Genomic DNA, 21,105 nt, shown 5'->3' with positions numbered 1-21,105 from the left:
TCCTCAATTGCATATGGTTACAAGTTTTTTGTCCTACAAAATTCCCGCACAAACCCTACAGGCTCTGGAATCTGTCCTAGACTGATGACCGATGGGTCCCTTCCAAAACAAAAACCCCGCAAAAAATCTAAACTTTCGAACTCTGCCGTAGGTCCAGTTTTAAGGTAGGGCGAGTGCACGCGGTTCACACCCGATGCCCGTCCATCCAATCTATTTAAGCCGACCGTGCAACTGGCATAAGCCTTGCCAGTTTGTATAGCGCTTGTGCGCCTGGCCGCAGGATGCGGTCTTCGGAGCTAGTGGCAGCGGGCCATTAGCCAACCAACATTGGGAGAGAACTATGATCAGTGCCGCTGTAGATACTCAGGGAGAGCGTTTTAGTAAGGCGGCAGAGGGGCCAACGTCACTGGCCGACCTGCCCAACACTGTGCGGCCGATCGTGAGTAATAATCCCAATCGAAAGAAGGTATTGTTCGTCACCTCCGAGTTCGCCGACCTGGTGAAAACCGGTGGCCTGGGCGACGTGTCCGCGGCCCTGCCCCGCGCCATGGCCCACTTGCATGATGTGCGCGTCCTGATCCCCGGTTACCCGCAGGTGATGGAAAGCGACAACCCGATCCATATCATCGGTGAGCTGGGTGGCCACGCCGCGCTGCCGCCGTGCAAGATCGGGCGCATGGACCTCAAGGACGGCCTGGTCATCTATGTGCTGATCTGCCCCGAGCTCTACGAGCGCGAAGGCACGCCCTACGGCGCCAACAACGGCCGCGACTGGCCGGACAACCATATTCGCTTCGCCCGCCTGGGCCTGGCCGCCGCCGACATGGCCGCCAACCTGGCCCAGATCCACTGGTGCCCGGACCTGGTGCACGCCCACGACTGGCCCGCCGGCCTGGCCCCCGCCTATATGCACTGGCGTGGGTCACGCACACCGACCCTGTTCACCATCCATAACCTCGCCTATCAAGGCGTGGTCAGCCTGGCCTCGACGCCGGAGCTAGGCATTCCGCCCCACGCCTTGCAGCAGGAAGGCATGGAGTTCTACGGCAAGATGTCGTTCCTCAAGGCGGGCATGGCGTATTCCAGCCACATCACCACCGTGAGTGCCACCTACGCCCAGGAAATCACCACGCCGGAATTCGGCTGCGGCCTCGACGGTTTCCTCGCCGCCAAGACCCAGCAGGGCCTGCTCAGTGGCATCCCCAACGGCATCGATGAAAGTTGGGAAACCTCCACCGACACGCACCTGACCCACAACTTCAATATCGGTGACTGGGAAGGCAAGGCCATCAACGCCGACCACGTGCGCGAACTGTTCGGCCTGCATGACTCCACCGGCCCGCTGTTCGCGGTGGTCTCGCGCCTGGTCTACCAGAAAGGCCTCGACCTCACCGAAGCGGTGGCGAGCTTTATCGTCGAGAACGGCGGCCAGATCGCCATTATCGGGCGCGGCGAGCCGGAAGAAGAACAGGCCATGCGTGAACTGGCGCTGCGCTTCCCGGGCCAGGTCGGTGTGCGCATCGGCTTCAACGAGACCGACGCGCGGCGCATGTTTGCCGGCAGTGACTTCCTGCTGATGCCATCGCGCTACGAGCCCTGCGGCCTCAGCCAGATGTATGCCCAGCGCTTCGGCTCGCTGCCCGTGGCTCGCAACACCGGCGGGCTGGCGGACACCATCGAGAATGGCGTCACCGGCTTCCTGTTCAATGAATCCACCGTAGAGAGCTACGAAGAAGCCCTGAGCCGTGCGTTCCGGGTCTTCGCCAATAAAGGCCTGCTCAACGCCATGCGCAGCCGTGCCATGACCCAACCCTTCAACTGGTGCCAGGCGGTGGAACCCTACGCCGAGCTGTATGAACAACTGGTGGCCAAGGCCTTGGGGAAATCGACTAAATAATCAAGGGAGGTCTTCATAGATGCCGTTACGGACTTTGGAAACCTGGCCCCACGGCGCAATCATGCTGGACGCGCAACACACGCGTTTTGCCTTGTGGGCGCCAGACGCGTTTTATGTCAGCGTTGAATTGGAAAACGGTAAATCCATCGCCATGCTGCCCCAGGCAGATGGCTGGTTCGAGACTGAAGTGAAGTGCCCGGCGGGCACCCGCTACCGCTATAACATCGATGGGGAAATGGATGTTCCCGACCCCGCGTCCAGGGCCCAGGCCTCGGACGTGCATGGCTGGAGCCTGGTGGTCGACCCGCTCGCCTACACCTGGCGTCACGCCAACTGGCAAGGCCGCCCCTGGCACGAAGCCGTGATCTACGAAGTGCACGTCGGCGCGATGGGGGGCTACGCCGAAGTCGAAAAGCACCTGCCACGCCTGGCCGAGCTGGGCGTCACCGCGATTGAATTGATGCCGCTGGCGCAATTTCCCGGTGAGCGCAATTGGGGGTACGACGGTGTGCTGCCCTACGCACCACAGTCCTCCTACGGCTCGCCCGAGCAACTCAAGCACCTGGTCGACAGCGCCCACGCACACGGGCTCGCTGTGATCCTCGACGTGGTCTACAACCACTTCGGCCCCGACGGCAATTACCTGGGCCAGTACGCCAAAGGCTTCTTCCAGGAAGACGTGCATACGCCGTGGGGCGCCGGGATCGACTTCGAGCGCCGTGAAGTGCGGAATTTCTTCCTCGATAACGCACTGATGTGGCTGCTCGAATATCGCTTCGACGGCCTGCGCCTGGACGCCGTACACGCCATCGACAACCCCGGTTTCCTCCAGGAACTCGCGCATCGGGTACGCCAGCAGGTGGATACCGGTCGGCATGTGTGGCTGGTGCTGGAAAACGAGCTGAACCAGGCCAGCCTGCTCAAGGAGGATTTCGACGCGCAATGGAATGATGACTTCCATAACGTGCTGCACGTGTTGCTGACCGGCGAAACCGATGCCTATTACAGCGACTTTGCCCAGGATCCCACCACCAAACTCGCCCGGTGCCTGGGCGAAGGGTTCATCTACCAGGGCCACACCACCCGCCATGGCCACGAGCGCGGCGAACCGAGCGCTGAACTACCGCCCACGGCCTTCGTCGCATTCCTGCAGAACCATGACCAGATCGGCAATCGCGCCCTGGGCGAACGCCTGCACCAGCTCTGCTCGCCCCAGGCGCTCAAGGCTGCAACCGCCCTGCTGCTGCTGTCGCCGATGATTCCGCTGATGTTCATGGGGGATGAGGCGAACGCGAGCGAGCCGTTCCTGTTTTTTACCGACCACCACGGTGAACTGGCCGAAGCGGTACGCGAAGGCCGACGCAATGAATTTGCCGACTTCGCCGCGTTCCATGACCCCGAGCGTCGTGAACGCATCCCGGATCCCAACGCACTGTCGACATTCGCGCAATCGGCCCCGGTGATCGCCGATAACCCGCACGCCGAGCTCTACCGCCAACTGCTGGGCCTGCGCCATCGCCATATTGTGCCGCACCTGCCTGGCGCCGTGGCATTGGGCGCGCAGGTGCTGGCCTACGCCGCCGTCAGTGCGCGCTGGCGCCTGGGCAACGGCAGCCTGTTGCAGATCGACCTGAACCTGAGCGCCACGCCGCTGGATCACCCGGCCACCGCGCCGGTCCTGTTCGAAACGCCGGCCCTGCAAGGTGCGCAACTGCCGCCCTTCAGCGCCCGCGTCACCTTATCCCCTGTTGGAGAGCACCCTTGAGCGAAGCGAACCTGGAAATCCTCGCCAGCCGCGCGGGCCTGGCCGTCGATTGGATCGACGCAAACGGCCGCCCGCAACGAGTGACACCCGACGCCCTGCGCGCGGTTCTCAAAGGCCTGGGCCACCCGGCCGACAACGATGCCGACATCAACGCCAGCCTGCTTGAATTGGAGCGGGTGCAACAAGACAAGCACCTGCCGCCCCTGATGACCGTCGACAGCGGTGAAGGCCTCGACCTGGCGCGCTACTTCGAACCCGACACCCTGTGCCGGGTCAACCTCGAAGACGGCGAGACTCTGGAGCTACGCCTCGACGGCGACTCCGTGCTGCCCGGCGTTATCGCCCTGGGCTACCACCAGGTGCATATCGACGATCAAAGCTTCACCTTGGCCGTCGCGCCCACCCATTGCTACAGCGTGGCCGAAGCGGTAGACAACCGCCCCGCCCGCGCCTGGGGCCTGAGCGCCCAGCTGTATTCACTGCGCCGCTTGGGCGATGGCGGTTTCGGCGACACCCTGGCCCTGGAACACCTGGTCCGTTCCGCCGCCGAACGCGGCGCCGATGCCCTGGCGATCAGCCCGATGCACGCGATGTTCAGCGCCGATACCGAGCGCTACAGCCCGTACTCGCCGTCCAGCCGCCTGTTCCTCAACAGCCTGTATGCCTCGCCCGCCTGCATTCTCGGTGAACGTGAGGTGCGCAACGCGATTGAAGCCCTTGGCCTGGAAGAAGAGCTGCACGCGCTGGAACAGCACAGCCTGATCGACTGGCCGGCCGCTGCGCGGGCCAAACAACGGCTGTTGCGCGTTCTGTATGAAGACTTCCGCCACGGCCATCACCCGCAGCACGCCGACTTCCTGAGCTTTCGCCAGGCTGGTGGCGAGGCGCTGGAAAACCATTGTCGCTTCGAAGCCGTGCAGGCCGTGCGCGCCGCTGCAGGCGAGGACCTTGACTGGCGCCACTGGCCTGAAGAGTGGCGCTCGCCGCAAAGCCCGGCGCTAGTGGCGTTCGCAGAAGAGCACCACGTCGAGATCGGCTTCTACGCCTTTGGTCAATGGCTGATCGCCCGTTGCCTGGAGCGCGCCCAACAAGCCGCCAAAGGCAGCGGCATGGGCGTCGGCTTGATCGCTGACCTGGCCGTCGGTGCCGACGGCGGTGGCAGCCAGGCCTGGAGCCGCCAGGATGAGTTGCTGGCCGACCTGACCGTGGGCGCGCCACCCGACATCCTTAACCGCGCCGGCCAGGGCTGGGGCATTTCCGCGTTCTCGCCCGAAGGTCTCAAGCGCAACGGTTTCCGCGCGTTTATCGAGATGCTGCGGGCCAACTTCGCCCATGCCGGCGGCTTGCGCATCGACCATGTGATGGGCCTGCAACGCCTGTGGGTGATCCCCATGGACGCCTCGCCGCGTGAGGGCGCTTACCTGTATTACCCGGTGGACGACCTGTTGCGCCTTCTGGCGCTGGAATCCCACCGCCACCAGGCCATCGTGCTCGGCGAAGACCTCGGCACAGTGCCCGATGGGCTGCGCGAAAAACTCATCGCCCGCTCGATCCTCGGCATGCGCGTGCTGTTGTTCGAACAGGGCCACGATGGCCAGTTCAAGCCGATCCTCGACTGGCCGGACAACGCCCTGGCCACCACCAGCACCCACGACTTACCGACCCTCAACGGTTGGTGGCACAGCCGCGATATTGACTGGAACGTCCAGCTGGGCCTGATCGATGCGCCCACCGTGGAGCAATGGAGCGAGCACCGCCTGCGTGAACGCCAGGCGCTGCGCCAGGCCTTGAGCCAGGACCCGCAGAACTTCGTCGATGAGATCCGCAATGAAACCGACCACATGATCGACGCCAGCGTGCGCTACCTCGGCCACACCCGTGCGCCGCTGGTGTTGTTGCCGCTGGAAGACGCCCTGGGCCTGGAAGAACAGGCCAACCTGCCCGGCACCACCGACACCCACCCCAATTGGCGCCGCCGTTTGCCGGGCGAGGCCTCCAGCCTGCTCGACAACGCCGGTGCCGCGCGCCGCCTTGAACTGCTGGCCGTCGCGCGTAACCAAGCCTATGAGCGTGACCGATGAAAGCCCTGCCCCTGCGCGCGACCCAGCGCCTGCAATTCCACAAAGGTTTTACCCTGGATGACGCGGTCCCCCTGGTACCGTATTTCGCCCAATTGGGCATCAGCCATCTATATGCCTCGCCCTTGCTGAGTGCGCGTGCCGGTTCCATGCACGGCTACGATGTGGTCGACCCCACCAGCGTTAACCCCGAGCTGGGCGGCGAACCGGCCCTGCGTCGCCTGGTCGCGGCCCTGCGCGAGCACGATATGGGGCTGATCCTCGATATCGTCTCCAACCATATGGCCGTGGGCGGCGCCGACAACCCCTGGTGGCTGGACCTGTTGGAATGGGGCCGGCTGAGCCCCTACAGCGAATTCTTCGATATCCAGTGGCACTCCCCCGACCCGCTGCTCAAGGGCCAATTGCTCATGCCCTTCCTCGGCAGCGACTACGGCGAAGCCTTGCAGAGCGGCACGCTGACGCTGCATTTCGATGCCGCCCACGGCGCGTTTCATGTCGAGCATTACGAACATCGCTTCCCGATCTGCCCACGGGATTACGCGGCGATCCTCGGCGCCGACGAGCTGCTTAAACCCCTGGCCGACCGTTTCAGCGCCCTGGCGTATCAGGATGACGCCTACGCCGAAGCCGCCTGGCTCAAGCAGGCATTGGCCGAGCGTGCCACCGAAGTCCTCGAGCTTATCGAACGCCGACTGACCGAGTTCGACGGACGCACGCCGGAGGGCTTCAAGCGTCTGCACCACTTGCTCGAGCAACAGGCCTACCGCCTGGCCAGCTGGCGCACGGCGGCGGACGATATCAACTGGCGGCGCTTCTTCGACGTCAACGAACTGGGCGGGCTGCGCGTGGAGCGCACGGCGGTGTTCGAAGCCACCCATGGCAAGATCTTCGAACTGATCAGCCAAGGCCTGGTGGATGGCCTGCGCATCGACCACATCGACGGCCTGGCCGACCCGCGCGGTTACTGCCGCAAGCTGCGTCGTCGGGTGGATTCGCTGTCGCCCGAGCGGCACTTGCCGATCTTCGTCGAAAAAATCCTCGGCGAGGGGGAAACCCTTCGCGAAGACTGGCAAGTGGACGGCACCACCGGCTACGAATTCATGAACCAGTTGTCGTTGCTGCAACACCATCCCGAGGGCTTTGCGCCGCTGGCCGAGGTGTGGACACGCCACAGCGAACGGCCCTCGGCGTTTATCGAAGAGGCGCGGCTGGCCCGCCAGCAAATCCTCAACGGCTCCCTGGGCGGCGACTTTGAAAGCGTGGCCCAGGCCCTGTTGCAGGTGGCCCGCGACGACGTGATGACCCGCGACCTGACCCTCGGCGCGATCCGTCGCGCATTGCAGGAACTGATCGTGCACTTCCCGGTGTACCGCACCTATATCAGTGCCCGTGGTCGCAGCGCAGATGACGACAAGGTGTTCCAGCAGGCCCTGGACGGCGCCCGCACGACCCTTGGCGAGGGCGACTGGCCGGTGCTCGAGCATCTGGAAAATTGGCTCGGCGGCCAGCCCTGGCGCAATCGTCCGGTGGGCCGCGAGCGCAAGATGCTCAAGCATGCCTGTGTGCGCTTCCAGCAACTGACCTCGCCGGCAGCGGCCAAGGCCGTGGAAGACACCGCGTTCTACCGCTCGGCCGTGCTGCTGTCGCGCAACGATGTGGGCTTCAGTACTGAGCAGTTCAGCGCGCCGTTGGCCGAGTTTCATGCCATCAACCAACAGCGCTTGCAGGCCTTCCCCGACAACCTGCTGGCCACCGCCACCCATGACCACAAGCGCGGCGAAGACACCCGGGCACGCCTGGCCGTGCTCAGCGAGTGCGCGCCGTGGTACGTCGAGCAAGTGGAGCATTGGCGTACCCTGGCGGCGCCCTTGCGCGACGACGCGGCCACACCGTCGGCCGGTGATGAACTGATCCTGTACCAGGTGTTGCTGGGCAGTTGGCCGCTGGACCAGGCCGAGGACTTCGAGGGCTATCACCAGCGCCTGTGGCAGTGGCAACAAAAAGCCCTGCGCGAAGCCAAGTTGCAGAGCAGCTGGAGCGCGCCCAATGAGGCCTATGAACAGGGTGTCGAGGCTTTTCTCACCCGCCTGCTGCTCACGGAGGAAGGTCGGCCCCTGCGCAGTGCGATCAATAACGCAGCCCAGGCCATCGCCCCCGCCGGCGCACTGAATGGACTGGCGCAAACCTTGCTTCGCCTTACCGTGCCGGGTGTGCCGGACCTGTACCAGGGCGATGAGTTCTGGGACTTCAGCCTGGTGGATCCGGACAACCGTCGCCCGGTGGATTTCACCGCGCGGCAACAGGCACTCAATACCCCGCCGGACATCGGCGAACTGTTGTTCAACTGGCGTGATGGGCGTATCAAGCAAACCTTGATTGCCCACGTACTGGCCTTGCGCAAGGCCCATCCGCAGGTGTTCCGCAGCGGCCGCTATACAGCGTTGGAAGTGGTCGGCCAACACGCCGAGCGGGTGGTCGCATTCTGCCGCGAACACCAAGGCAAACGCGTGCTGGTGGTGGTGCCACGCTGGTCCCATGAGCTGCTTGAAAACGGTGTGCGTCCCCAGATCAATGCGCGGGTTTGGGGCGATACACGGGTGAAATTACCGTTCGCCGCACCAACGCAAAACTGGAAGGGACTTTTTCATACAGGCGCAGTCACACCAGACAAGGAGCTGTTGATCAGCACTGCCCTGGGGGATTTCCCGGTCAATGTCTTTATCAATCCTGATGATCAAGAAAGCTGAAAATTTTCTGTGAGGAGCATTGTGATGAGTACTGAAGACAAACGCATACGCGAACTGGCGCATCAGATCTGGGAGTCTGAAGGCAAACCCCACGGGGAAGACGCGCGCCACTGGGAGATGGCGCGCAAGCTGGCCGAAGCCGAAGCGCTGACGCCGAGCAAACCCAAACCCGCCGCGAAGCCCAAGACCGCACCCAAGCCGGCGGCGAAGGCCAAGCCACCGGCGCCAGCCGCAAGCAAGCCGGCGCCGCCGGCGGCCAAGAAGCCACCCGCGCCGAAAAAGCCCAAGGCTTAACGCGCACGGCGCCATCAACCTTTTGCCGGCGCGGTCGGCAAAAGGTGACTTCACTCTTCTTATCATCAGCTGAAAACTCGTCAGCACGGCCGCGTTCGGCCCGAAAAAATAGCCTTGCAGGAGCAACTCAATGAGCAAACCCCATAAGACCCCTTCGACGCCGGGCAGCGAGCCGTCGCGGATTCGTGAAGGTTTGCCCTTCCCCCTCGGCGCTACCTGGGATGGCCTGGGTGTCAACTTTGCGCTGTTCTCGGCCAACGCCGAGAAAGTCGAACTGTGCCTGTTCGACGACACCGGCGAAGTGGAACTCGAGCGCATCGAACTGCCCGAATACACCGACGAAATTTTCCACGGTTACTTGCCCGACGCCCACCCTGGGCTGATCTACGGCTACCGTGTGTACGGGCCTTATGACCCGGCCAATGGTCATCGCTTCAACCATCACAAATTGCTGATCGACCCCTACGCCAAGCAACTGGTGGGCGAACTCAAATGGTCCGAAGCGCTGTTCGGCTACACCATCGGCCACCCGGACGACGACCTCAGTTTCGACGAGCGTGACAGTGCGCCCTTCGTGCCCAAGTGCAAGGTCATCGACCCGGCGCACACCTGGGGCAACGACCAGCCGGTGCGGGTGCCGTGGGACCGTACGATCATCTACGAAACCCACCTGCGCGGCATCAGCATGCGCCACCCTTCGGTGGGCGAAGACGTGCGCGGCACCTGTGCCGGGTTGATGGAAGATGATGTGCTCAAGCACATCCGCCAGTTGGGCATCTCGTCGGTGGAGTTGCTGCCGGTGCACGCCTTCGTCAACGACCAGCACCTGCTGGAAAAAGGCATGACCAACTACTGGGGCTACAACAGCATTGCGTTCTTCGCCCCCGACCCGCGCTACCTGGCCAGCGGCAAGATCGCCGAGTTCAAGGAGATGGTCGCGCACCTGCACGAGCAGAAGCTGGAAGTGATCCTCGACGTGGTCTACAACCACACCGCCGAAGGCAACGAGCGCGGCCCGACCCTGTCCATGCGCGGCATCGACAACGCTTCGTACTACCGGCTGATGCCCGATGACAAGCGCTTCTACATCAACGACTCAGGCACCGGCAACACCCTGGACCTGAGCCACCCGTGCGTACTGCAGATGGTCACCGACTCCCTGCGTTACTGGGCCAACGAGATGCACGTCGACGGCTTCCGCTTCGACCTGGCGACCATCCTGGGCCGCTACCGCGATGGCTTCGATGAACGCCACAGCTTCCTCGTGGCCTGCCGCCAGGACCCGGTGCTGCGCCAGCTGAAACTGATTGCCGAGCCCTGGGACTGCGGCCCCGGTGGCTACCAGGTGGGCAACTTCCCGCCAGGCTGGGTTGAATGGAACGACCGCTTCCGTGACACCGTAAGGGCTTTCTGGAAAGGCGATGACGGCCAACTGGCGGACTTCGCCGGGCGCATGACCGCCTCGGGCGAGATGTTCAACCACCGTGGCCGCCGCCCGTACAGTTCGGTGAACTTCATCACCGCCCATGACGGTTTCACCCTGCATGACCTGGTGTCGTACAACGACAAGCACAACGAAGCCAACGACGAAAACAACCAGGACGGCAGCAATAACAACCTGTCCTGGAACCACGGCGTCGAGGGCCCCACCGACGACCCGGAAATCAACGCACTGCGCCTGCGCCAGATGCGCAACTTCTTCGCCACGCTGCTGCTGGCCCAGGGCACGCCGATGCTGGTCGCCGGTGACGAGTTCGCGCGGACCCAGCACGGCAACAACAATGCCTACTGCCAGGACAGCGAGATCGGCTGGGTCAACTGGGACCTGGACGAGGATGGCAAGGCGTTGCTCAAGTTCGTCAAGCGCCTGATCAAGCTGCGCCTGGCCTACCCGATCCTGCGTCGTGGGCGCTTCCTGGTAGGCGACTACAACGAAGACATCGGCGTCAAGGACGTCACCTGGTTGTCGCCGGATGGCACCGAGATGACCACCGAACAGTGGGAAGACAGCCACGGCCGTTGCCTGGGCATGCTGATGGATGGCCGCGCCCAGGAAACCGGGATTCGCCGCGCCGGTGCCGACGCCACCCTGTTGCTGGTGGTGAACGCCCACCACGACGTGGTCAATTTCCGCCTGCCGCCGGTGCCGGAGGGTGAGTTCTGGACCTGCATGCTCGACACCAACGAGCCGGCGGTACGTGGCCAGGAACGCTTCGAGTTCGACCACGAGTACGGTGTGACCGGCCGCTCGCTGCTGCTGTTCGAACTGCAGCGTGACGACGAGGTGTGACATGGCACTGCATGGATTCCTTCAAGGCTTCCAGGGCTATGCGGACACGCAGGACCTGGCCAAGGCCCTGAGGGCATTTCAGGAGGAAGGCCTCGATCAGTTGCCGCTGCCTGGCAGCGGCGACACCCTGGGGCGGTTCAGCCGCCTGGCGCAGGTGGCGGGTCATGACCTGCGCTTGTGCAAGCTGTTCGAAGGCCACACCGATGCGTTGGCCATCATTGCCGAGCTGCGTAGCCCGGCGCCGCCTTTGGGCAGTCTGTGGGGCATGTGGGCCGCAGAACCGCCGAATGCCAAGGTGCAGGTGCGCTGCGAGGGCCATCGCCTGCGTCTGGACGGGCGTAAAGCCTGGTGTTCCGGGGCGGCGGTGCTCAGCCATGGTTTGCTGACGGCGTGGGATGAACAAGGCGGCCAGCAATTGGTGGCGGTGCAGATGGACCAACCGGGCATCACGGTCACCCACGACGGTTGGAATGCCGTGGGCATGGCCGCCACCGGCAGCGTCGAGGTCGTCTTTGACGGCGCCCATGGCCTTGCCGTGGGCGGCCCCGGCGACTACCTCGGGCGTCCCGGATTCTGGCAAGGCGGCATCGGTATCGCCGCCTGCTGGTACGGTGCGGCACAACGCCTGGCCGAGGTGTTGCGCGATCACTGCAGCAAGCGCTCGGAGCCTCACGCCCTCGCCCATCTGGGGGCGGTCGACAGCGCCTTGAACAGCGCTGCCTGCGTGCTGCGGGCCAGTGCGGAGCAGATCGACCGCTACCCCAGGGCCGATGCCCGGCACCTGGCCCAGCAGGTGCGCGCGAGCATCGAGGACACCGTCGAGCAGGTCATGCGGCACGTGGGCAGAGCCGTGGGCGCGGGTCCGTACTGCAAGGATCCGCACTTCGCCCAGTTGATGGCGGACCTGCCGGTGTATGTCCGCCAGAGCCATGCCGAACGCGACCTGGCCGGCCTCGGCGAACTGGTCGCAGGGGAACCCACAGGGAGGTGGCAGTTATGAAACCCAACCCGATCGTCGGCCAGGGCACGCCCCTGCAGCGCTGGCAGGACTCGCCGCTGATGGCCGAACTGCCGCAGATCAGCGTCGAACAATTGGTACCCGAGGGCCACCGCGCGGTGATCATCGCCCCACACCCGGATGACGAAGTGCTGGGCTGTGGCGGCCTGTTGCAAGGCTTGGCCGAACTGGGCCGGCCCATTCAATTGATTTCGGTAACCGATGGCAGCGCCAGTCACCCCGGCTCCACCCACTGGTCGGTGGAGCGCTTGAGCGTGGTGCGCCCCCAGGAGTCGGCCCAGGCCCTGCACCGCCTCGGTGTGCCGTTGCACAGCCTGAAATGGTTGCGGGCCGGCTTCAGCGACAGCCAGGTGGCAGCGCGGGAAGACCAGCTCAGCGCCTTTATCCAGCGCCACCTCAAACCCACGGATGTGGTGTTTACCACCTGGCGCGAAGATGGCCATTGCGACCACGAGGCCGTCGGCCGCGCGAGCGCCAGGGCGGCGCATGCGGTGGCTGCGACCCTCTATGAACTGCCGGTGTGGACCTGGCACTGGGCGTCTCCCGAGAACAGCCAAGTGCCCTGGCACCGTGCCCGCAAAATCCCCCTGAGCTGTGAAGCCGTCGCGCGCAAGCGCCACGCCATCCATGCGTTCGCCAGCCAGCTGGAGGGTGACCCGCAGATCGGCCTGCCGCCGGTGCTGGCGCCCTATGTGGTGGAGCGTCTGCTACAACCTTTTGAAGTGGTATTCGTATGAGTGTGGCGACGCCGTATTTCGATCAACTGTTTGCCGGTAACGACGACCCCTGGGCCTTTCGCCAACGCTGGTACGAGCGCCGCAAACGGGCGCTGACCCTGGCACTCTTGACCCGGCCGCGCTATGCCTCGGTGTTCGAGCCCGGTTGCGCCAATGGCGAATTGAGCTTCGAGCTGGCCCCGCGCTGTGATCACCTTTTGTGTTGCGACACCGCCTCGGCCGCCGTCGCCCTGGCACGCAGCCGCTTGCTGGGCTTTGCCCATGCCCGGGTGGAGCAGAGCCGCCTGCCCGGGCAATGGCCGACCGGCGAATTCGATCTGATCGTCTTGAGCGAGCTGTGCTACTACCTCGACCGCGATGACCTGTGCCGCTTGATCGATCGCGCCCTCGGCAGCCTCACCGCCAACGGCCAGGTGTTGGCCTGCCACTGGCGCCCGACGATCGACGGGTGCCCGCAGACCGCTGAACAGGTGCATGCCCTGCTCCATGAGCGGCTGGGGATGCCCCTGGTCGCCACCCACCACGAACCCGACTTTCTACTCGACCTGTGGAGCCGTGACGGCACTTCGGTTGCCACCCTTGAGGGCCTGCGATGATCGGCATTCTGATCCCGGTACATAACGAAGAGGCGCTGCTCGGCGAGTGTCTGGAGGCCGCATTGGTGGCTGCCCGTCATCCAGGCCTGCTGGGTGAAGCGGTGCAGATCCTGGTGCTGCTCGACAGTTGCAGCGATGCCAGTGCGGCGATTGCCGAGGGGTTCCCGGTGCAGCGCCTGGAGGTGCAGGCGCGCAATGTGGGCCATGTACGCGGGGTGGGCGCGCGGCACCTGCTCAACCAGGGTGCACGCTGGATTTCGTGCACTGACGCCGACAGCCGCGTGGCCCCCGATTGGCTGGTGGCCCAGTTGGCACTGGGCGCCGACGCGGTGTGCGGCACCGTGACCGTCGACACCTGGAGCGAAGGGTTCGACCCGGCGGCGCAGATCCGTTATCAGGCGGCGTACCACGCCCGTGACGGTCATCGCCATATCCATGGTGCCAACCTGGGCATCAGTGCCGGGGCCTATGTGCGGGCCGGAGGGTTCGAGCCGCTGCCCTGTCACGAAGACGTGCAATTGGTGCGCGACCTCGAGCGCTGCGGGGCGTCCATCGCCTGGAGCCACGCCCCGCAAGTCATCACCAGCGCGCGCCTGGAGGCCCGTGCCCAGGGCGGGTTCGGCGATTATTTGAAGAGCCTGATGTGCGCGTCTTGAAAAAAACGACATTGCAAAATGTAAAAGCGACCAATCCTTGTCTATGCTGATGACGCCTTGCTGGTAATTCAGGGTTGGATTACCACGCGTGCACCACGGCGGAGTCTGTGGTGAATAAATAGAGTCGTCCCGTCAACGGGGCACGACCCAGCATCAACCGACAAGGACGTAACGCCCATGAAGCCTGCCTCCCTCAGTGAAGGCCGTCGCGGCCCCGCGCAAATCTGGAACAGCGCACCGCAGTTGGCGCAAATCCCGCCTATCTCTACCGCCTCCCTGGTGCCCGCTGGCGCGCGCGTGGTGATCATCGCGCCGCATCCCGGCGACGAGGTGGTGGCCTGCGGCGGTCTACTGCAATTGCTCAGCACCCTGGAACACCCCCTGCAAATGATCTCCATCACGGACGGCAGTGCCAGCCACCCGGGTTCCCACGTATGGCCGGCCAGCCGCCTGAGTGTGGTGCGGCCCCAGGAAAGCGCCGAGGCGCTGCGCCGCCTGGGCATGCCCTTGCACAGCCTGAAGTGGATTCGCGGCGGTTTCTGCGACAACGCCCTCGCCGCTCGCGAGCCGCAACTGAGCCAATTTATCGCGCGCTACCTGCAACCGGGCGACGTGGTGTTTTCCACCTGGCGCAACGACGGCAATGACGACCATGAGGCCGTCGGCCGTGCCAGCGCCAACGCCTGCAGGCTGGTGGGCGCGCAACTCTATGAACTGCCGATCTGGGCCTGGCACTGCCCCGCCCGCGAGGGTGCGACGATCCCCTGGCAACGGGCGCGCAAGGTACGCCTGGACACCTGGACCGTGGCGCGCAAACTCCACGCCGTCCATGCGTATGCCAGCCAGTTGGCGGGCGACCCGCAGATCGGCCTGGCGCCGATATTGGCCCAGGTGCTGCTGGAGCGTATGCGCGAGCCTTACGAGATCGTGTTTTCGTAAGACCGGCAGCTCGTCTATACCTGTCAACTCTGACAGTAGCGCCCTGCACGATGTATGGCTAGGGTGCAAACAGCGCTGCACCCGTTGAGGTGCAGTCGAGAAAGCCATGCCAACTCCTTGCATTGGCCGGTGTTTTCGAACAGGTAACCCGCACTCCCTGCTCCGTATCGCGTGTCACGTTGTCATGGTCTGGCCTGCACCGGCCTTTGCCGGTGCCGGGGCAACTTTCCCCTCGCACGAGGATGGATCATGCGCTCACGGACTCTGACCCTGTTGTACCTGATTGCCCTGGCGGCACTGCCGAGCACCTCTTACGGGGCGTGCACCATCAGCAACACCGCCGGCGACGACCTCTCTTCCTGCGACAGCGGCACGGCACCGGGCTTTACCGACAGTGCCGGCAACAACACCCTGAACCTCAGCGCCACGGGGCGGATTACCGGGAATGTCACCTACGGCGCCGGCAACGATCTGGTGGATGTGAACGGGCCCAGTGCCGGGATTGATGGCAACCTCAACCAGGGCGATGGCAGTAATATTTTCCGGCTCAACCTGGGCAGCATCACCGGCAGCGTCAGCCAGGGCTCGGGCGCGGATGTGGCGCAGATCACCGGCGGACAGGCCGGCGCCGTCAGCCAGGGCGCAGGCGTCGACAGCTACGCCCAGAGCGGCGGCACCATTGCCTCACTGGCCCAGGGCGATGGCCTGGACACCTTCAACATGAGTGGCGGCACCATCACCGGAGCCTTCGAGGATGGCGACCAGGCCAGGATGAGCGGCGGCACCATCGGCCGGGTCGACATGAAGCTCGACAACAACCTGTTCGACATGTCGGGTGGCAGGATCATCGGCAACCTGGTGACCGGCTTCGGCAACGACACCATCCTGATCTCGGGCTCGGCCTTTGTCGGCGGCAATATCAGTGTCAGCGGGGGCAACGATCACGTGGCGGTGTCCGGTGGCGACGTCAACGGCCAGATACTCCTCAGCTTTGGCGACGATCACTTCGAATGGACCGGTGGCAACCTGCATTCGTTCGTACTGCTGGGCGCCGGTGACGACACGGCGGTGCTGCAGAACCTGGTCAACACCCAACTGGCCGCGGCGCAGTTGATCGACGCTGGCCTGGGTGTCGACACGCTCACACTGGACAATACCAAGGCAGGCGATCCGGGCCTGTTTCCCAACTGGGAAAGCATTCGGCTGGACAACCAGTCGCAGTTGATCCTGGGCGGAACGCTGAAACTGGGTGACAGCGACACCGGCACGGGCAGCCTGAGCATCGACGGAACCAGTGAACTGTTGATCGGCACGGGGGTGATCGACCCGTTTACGGCCGGCCAACGGGTGAACGTCACCAACAGCGGCACCCTCAACATGACCACCGGCAACACCCGCACCAGCGACACCTTGACCATCAATGGCAATTACACCGGCGACAACGGGCGGCTTGCATTGCAAAGCGCCCTGGGCGCGGATGATTCCCCCAGCGACAAACTGATCATCAACCAGGGCACCCTCGCCGGTACCACCGCCATCAGCGTCACCAACCTCGGCGGCGCGGGTGCGGCCACCCTGCAGGACGGCATCCAGGTGGTGCAGGCCCTCAACGGCGCGTCTGGCAGTGGCAGCGCGTTTACACTGGCGGGCCCGGTGTCTGCCGGCGCGTTCGACTACTACCTGTTCAAAGGCGGTGTCACGGCCGGTACGGCGGAGAACTACTACCTGCGCTCGACGGTCCCCGTGGTGCCGCCTGGCCCGGTGATTATCGTGCCGTTACCCACCCCCGTTCCCGGTGAACCACCGCTGCCGCCCAATCCCGGGACCGAACCGATCCCTATTTATCGCCCGGAAGTGCCGATCTACGCTGCGTTGTTTCCCGCCGCACAACAACTCGTGCAGGGCATGCTCGGCACCTTCCACCAGCGTATGGGTGACCAAAGCCAGCAGTTGCACACCGGCCCATTCACGTCGGGCTGGGGACGGACCTACGGCAACAGCACGCGCCAGAGCTTCACCGGAACGGTCAGCCCGTCGCTCGACAGTTCGGTGACCGGCTTCCAGGTGGGTACCGACCTGTACGCCAGCACCTACGACAATGGTCTGACCCAACGGAGCGGGTTCTTTGTCGGCCACAGCACCCTCAAAGGCAACATCAAGGGCTTCAACGGCGGCTGGCAGGACAAGGACGCCGGCAAGACCACCTTGCGCGGGGACAGCCTGGGGGTCTACTGGACGCTGATTGGCGCCAACCAGGCCTACCTCGACCTGGTACTGATGGGCACCCGCTTCGACGGCAATAACGAGTCGGATCGTGGCGTGAAGATGGACACCCGGGGGCACAATGTCACGGCGTCCGCCGAAGTCGGCTGGCCGTTTGCGTGGGTGGGTAACTGGGTGGTTGAACCCCAGGCGCAACTGATCGTCGGCAAGACCAAGCTGGCTAAGCAAAACGACGGGATCTCCGACGTTTCCTATGACGCCGACACCCAGGTCACCAGCCGCCTGGGTGTGCGCCTGCGCGGCGACTACCAGGTCCGCAGCATGCCGCTGCAACCCTACGTACGGGCGAATGTCTGGCGCACCAGCGCCGGGCAGAACACCGTCACCTTCAACGGTGTGACGGCCATCGACACCGAGCAGAAGTCCACCACCCTGGACCTGACCGCCGGCGCCACGCTGAAGGTGACCACGGGCATCAGCCTGTACGGCGAGGTGGGCTACAACCGCAACCTGGACAGTAACACCTTCAACGGCCGCCAGGGCACGGTGGGCTTGAGAATGGAGTTCTAGGGAACCCGTGAATCACCTATGACCGGGATTGACCACCCCGGCCGCCTTGAAGCGTGAAAACTGAAAGGCAATGCCCAGCCAGATAAACCAGGCCGGCATCACGTACAGCGCCAGGCGTGTATCCGGCCGCAACGCCAGCAGGCCGAGGACGCAGGCCATGAAGGCCAGGGAAAACCAGGCCATCGGCACACCGCCTGGCATCTTGTAGAGAGATCTGGCGTGCAGGTCCGGGCGCTTTTTGCGGTAGGCAATGTAGGACGCGAGGATGGTCGACCAGGTGAAAATCACCAGGATCGCCGACACCGTCGACACAATCGTGAAGGCAGTCATCACCTCCGGCACCACAAACAGCAACACCAGGCCCAGCAGCATCAGCAAGGTGGTGAAGGCCAGGCTGATAAACGGCACGCTGCTTTTCGACAAGCGTGCAAAGATACCCGGGGCGTCCCCCAGGTCAGCCAGGCCGAACAACATGCGGCTGGCGGAGAACACCCCACTGTTGGCCGACGATGCCGCCGAGGTCAGCACCACGAAATTGACGATCCCCGCCGCAGCTGGAAAGCCCGCCACCAGGAACAGTTCCACGAACGGGCTCTTGCTCGGCGACACCTGTTGCCACGAGGTGACCGCGATGATGCACCCCAGGGCCAGCACGTAGAACAGGATGATGCGCAGCGGAATCGAGTTGATCGCCTTGGGCAAGGTCCTTTCCGGTGCTCGGGTTTCGGCGGCTGCGGTGCCGATCAGTTCGGTGCCGGCAAAGGAAAAGATCGCCATCTGGAAGCCGGCGAAAAAACCGAACAGGCCATTGGGAAACGCCGCCTGTTTGTCCAGCAAGTGGCTCACGGAGGCCGTGACCCCGGTGGGCGAGACAAACGAGCTGGCAATCAGCACCACGCTGACACCGATCAGGGTCAGCACCGCGATGATCTTGATGATCGCGAACCAGAACTCCACTTCGCCGAACAGCCTGACCGTCAGCACGTTCAACGCGAACAGCGTCAACAGCATGCCCACCGCCGGCATCCACGCTGGCACATGCGGGAACCAGTACTGGAAAAACCCGCCGACCACCACCGCGTCCCCCACCACCGCCACGCTCCAGCTCAGCCAGTACGACCAGCCGAGAAAGAACGCCGCACGCGGGCCCAGGTAGGCGCCGGCAAAGTCGGCGAAGCTCTTGAAGTTGAGGTTGGACAGCAGCAGCTCACCCATGGCGCGCATCACGAAGTACACGAACAGCCCGATGATCATGTAGATCAGGATGATCGAGGTGCCGGACAACGCGATGATCTTGCCGGAGCCCATGAACAGGCCGGTGCCGATCGCACCGCCCATGGCCATCAGCTGGATGTGGCGGTTGCTCAGGGTGCGTTGCAACGCAGGCTTTTCACACAGCCCGGACGTGGTTGTTTTCATCACAAAACCTCTTGTTATGTTTTTGAGTTTTGGCAGAAAAAAGAATCGAGCGAGTGTTGTTATTAGGTCAGGCAGTCTTGCTTTCGAAGCCGTGCAGGACGTTGACGGCGTTGATGCCGATCTCGTCGACCATGTAGCCGCCTTCCATCACGAACAGCGTCGGCACGCCCACCCCGGCGATGATCTCGCCCATGCTGAGGAAGTCCTGGCTGTCGAGGAGGAAGTGGCTGATGGGGTCGTCCTTGAAGGTGTCGACGCCGAGGGAGATCACCAGCACCTCGGGGGCGAAGTGTTTGAGTTGCTGGCAGGCGTGGATCAGCGCGGTTTTGTACTGGGCCCACGTGGTGTTTTTCGGCAAGGGGTAGTTCAGGTTGAAGCCCTCCCCCGTACCTGCGCCGCGTTCGCTGCCGGCGCCGGAAAAATACGGATAGGACACCGACGGGTCGCCGTGCAGGGAGATGAACAGCACATCCGCGCGGTCGTAGAAAATATTCTGCGTGCCATTACCGTGGTGGAAATCCACATCCAGCACCGCCACGCGCCTGGCGCCCTGGGTGATGGCCTGTTGCGCGGCAATCGCGGCATTGTTGAGGTAGCAATAACCGCCCATGTATTCGCGGGCCGCGTGGTGCCCCGGTGGGCGGCACAGGGCGAAGGCGCTGTGATGGCCTTCGTCGATCAGCGCCAGTCCGGTGAGGGCTATGTCCGCGCTGGTCTTGACCGCCTGCCAGGTGGTGGCGGTGATCGGCGAGCCGGCGTCCATGGCGAAGAAACCCAGCTTGCCGTCGATAAAGTCCGGCACCTGCTCATTGGCGAGGTCGCGCACCGGCCATACCAGCGGCAGCGCATCATGGCGGCGGCCGATGGCGGTCCATTCGGCCCAGGCGGTTTCGAGGAAGCTGACGTAGCGCTCGCTGTGGGCGTTGACGTAGCAGGCGCGCTCGAAGCTGCGCGGCACGATGATATCGCCCAGCCCGACGTGCCGGACGCGGTCACGCACGGTGTCGGCGCGGCTGGGTTGTTCGAATGAGGGCTTGAGCACGCCGTCCTTGAGTTCGGTGCCGTGGTGCAAACGGTGGTCATCACTAAAAACAGTCAGCATTTGGATACATCCGCCAGAAAAAGACAGGGTCTATTTTGTTCTGGCTGCGCAGGGCTTTCTTTGCTTTTACTTCTGACACTGATAGCTTTATCGGGTGTTTTTACCCTGGTTACAGCCAAATATGAAAAATAAAACCAAGCAGGTCGTTCTTGACGACACCGATCTCGCCATCCTCGCCCTGCTGCAGGAAGACGCGAGTATTTCCAACGCCCAACTGAGCGAGCGCCTGGCCCTGAGCCTCACCCCCTGCTGGCGGCGGCGCAAACGCCTGGAGGAAGAAGGCGTGATCAAGGACTACCAGGCCAACCTCGATCGCAAGTTGCTCGGCCTGGACATCATGGCGTTTGTGCATGTGCGTTTTGCGATCCACACCGACCATGCTCCGGATGCGTTCGAAGCGGTGGTGAAGGAGCTTCCTCAGGTGCTGGCGTGCCACAAGATCACCGGCGACGCGGATTACCTGTTGCAGGTGCTGGCGGAGGATCTGGACAGCTACAGCGAATTTGTCGAAAGCGTGCTGCGGCGGCAGTTGGGGATTGCGTCGATCCAGTCGAGCCTGGCGCTGCGGGAGGTGAAAGCGACGAGTCGGATGGCGATTCCGAAACGCGATTGAACACGCAAAAAAACAACTCGCCGACGGCAGGTAATGGCAAAAAGCCTGCCCTGCAGATGTGAAAAATTCGTTAACTAATTCTCCCCAAAGGCTTTTTCCGACAGATTTAATCTGCCAAACTAATGCGAATAATTATCAACAGATTTATTATTCGCCAC

The 21,105-nt window shown here is 63.6% G+C and carries 15 protein-coding genes; 13 read left to right on the top strand and 2 right to left on the bottom strand.

Annotated elements, in window-relative coordinates:
• Positions 1 to 340 precede the first annotated feature (340 nt).
• The 12 genes from glgA (at position 341) to V3W40_RS29150 (ending at position 17,813) form a co-directional block, all read left to right on the top strand.
• Positions 341 to 1,897, top strand: coding sequence for a glycogen synthase GlgA (gene glgA, locus V3W40_RS29205; protein ID WP_074846904.1), 1,557 nt, complete (start codon positions 341 to 343; stop codon positions 1,895 to 1,897).
• A 19-nt stretch (positions 1,898 to 1,916) separates the two neighbouring features.
• Entirely contained in the window at positions 1,917 to 3,662 is a 1,746-nt protein-coding gene (gene treZ, locus V3W40_RS29200) for a malto-oligosyltrehalose trehalohydrolase (RefSeq protein ID WP_092484858.1), read from the top strand.
• The gene (gene malQ, locus V3W40_RS29195) at positions 3,659 to 5,743 is read left to right on the top strand and encodes a 4-alpha-glucanotransferase (RefSeq protein WP_330216162.1); all 2,085 of its coding nucleotides are present in this window, start codon (positions 3,659 to 3,661) and stop codon (positions 5,741 to 5,743) included. Before treZ ends, malQ begins: the two co-directional genes overlap by 4 nt.
• Positions 5,740 to 8,490: a malto-oligosyltrehalose synthase gene (locus V3W40_RS29190; protein ID WP_074846906.1), complete on the top strand. Its 2,751-nt coding sequence runs from the start codon at positions 5,740 to 5,742 to the stop codon at positions 8,488 to 8,490. Before malQ ends, V3W40_RS29190 begins: the two co-directional genes overlap by 4 nt.
• A gap of 24 nt (positions 8,491 to 8,514) precedes the next feature.
• The gene (locus tag V3W40_RS29185; RefSeq protein ID WP_065925222.1) at positions 8,515 to 8,784 is read left to right on the top strand and encodes a DUF2934 domain-containing protein; all 270 of its coding nucleotides are present in this window, start codon (positions 8,515 to 8,517) and stop codon (positions 8,782 to 8,784) included.
• A gap of 130 nt (positions 8,785 to 8,914) precedes the next feature.
• The gene (gene glgX, locus V3W40_RS29180) at positions 8,915 to 11,074 is read left to right on the top strand and encodes a glycogen debranching protein GlgX (protein ID WP_065948303.1); all 2,160 of its coding nucleotides are present in this window, start codon (positions 8,915 to 8,917) and stop codon (positions 11,072 to 11,074) included.
• Position 11,075: 1 nt separating this feature from the next.
• Positions 11,076 to 12,074, top strand: a complete 999-nt coding sequence (locus V3W40_RS29175) for an acyl-CoA dehydrogenase family protein (protein WP_065948302.1) — start codon at positions 11,076 to 11,078, stop codon at positions 12,072 to 12,074.
• On the top strand, positions 12,071 to 12,829 hold the full coding sequence (locus V3W40_RS29170) for a PIG-L deacetylase family protein (RefSeq protein ID WP_330216161.1): 759 nt from the start codon (positions 12,071 to 12,073) through the stop codon (positions 12,827 to 12,829). The genes V3W40_RS29175 and V3W40_RS29170 overlap by 4 nt, the downstream gene beginning before the upstream one ends.
• Positions 12,826 to 13,425 (top strand): SAM-dependent methyltransferase, encoded by a 600-nt coding sequence (locus V3W40_RS29165; protein ID WP_115487433.1) that lies wholly within the window; start codon positions 12,826 to 12,828, stop codon positions 13,423 to 13,425. Before V3W40_RS29170 ends, V3W40_RS29165 begins: the two co-directional genes overlap by 4 nt.
• The gene (locus V3W40_RS29160) at positions 13,422 to 14,081 is read left to right on the top strand and encodes a glycosyltransferase (protein ID WP_330216160.1); all 660 of its coding nucleotides are present in this window, start codon (positions 13,422 to 13,424) and stop codon (positions 14,079 to 14,081) included. Before V3W40_RS29165 ends, V3W40_RS29160 begins: the two co-directional genes overlap by 4 nt.
• A gap of 177 nt (positions 14,082 to 14,258) precedes the next feature.
• Positions 14,259 to 15,020 carry a PIG-L deacetylase family protein gene (locus V3W40_RS29155; protein WP_141606504.1) on the top strand — a complete coding sequence of 254 codons (762 nt, stop codon included), beginning with the start codon at positions 14,259 to 14,261 and terminating at the stop codon, positions 15,018 to 15,020.
• A 249-nt stretch (positions 15,021 to 15,269) separates the two neighbouring features.
• Complete coding sequence (locus tag V3W40_RS29150) at positions 15,270 to 17,813, top strand: autotransporter family protein (RefSeq protein ID WP_330216159.1); 2,544 nt, start codon at positions 15,270 to 15,272, stop codon at positions 17,811 to 17,813.
• 12 nt (positions 17,814 to 17,825) lie between these two features.
• Here V3W40_RS29150 and V3W40_RS29145 read toward each other — a convergent pair whose 3' ends face one another.
• Both V3W40_RS29145 and V3W40_RS29140 read right to left on the bottom strand, forming a co-directional pair.
• On the bottom strand, positions 17,826 to 19,232 hold the full coding sequence (locus tag V3W40_RS29145) for an amino acid permease (RefSeq protein WP_330216158.1): 1,407 nt from the start codon (positions 19,230 to 19,232) through the stop codon (positions 17,826 to 17,828).
• Positions 19,233 to 19,299: 67 nt separating this feature from the next.
• Positions 19,300 to 20,334, bottom strand: coding sequence for a histone deacetylase family protein (locus V3W40_RS29140; protein WP_330216157.1), 1,035 nt, complete (start codon positions 20,332 to 20,334; stop codon positions 19,300 to 19,302).
• 121 nt (positions 20,335 to 20,455) lie between these two features.
• Between V3W40_RS29140 and V3W40_RS29135 the strand changes: the two genes are divergently transcribed.
• Entirely contained in the window at positions 20,456 to 20,947 is a 492-nt protein-coding gene (locus V3W40_RS29135; RefSeq protein ID WP_027606753.1) for an Lrp/AsnC family transcriptional regulator, read from the top strand.
• The last annotated feature ends 158 nt before the right edge of the window (positions 20,948 to 21,105 follow it).

The organism is Pseudomonas sp. AM8 (assembly GCF_036346475.1).
GTDB lineage: Bacteria > Pseudomonadota > Gammaproteobacteria > Pseudomonadales > Pseudomonadaceae > Aquipseudomonas > Aquipseudomonas marginalis.
The sequence above is the reverse complement of the archived record's forward strand: the minus strand, read 5'-3'. Positions and strand labels throughout refer to the sequence as shown.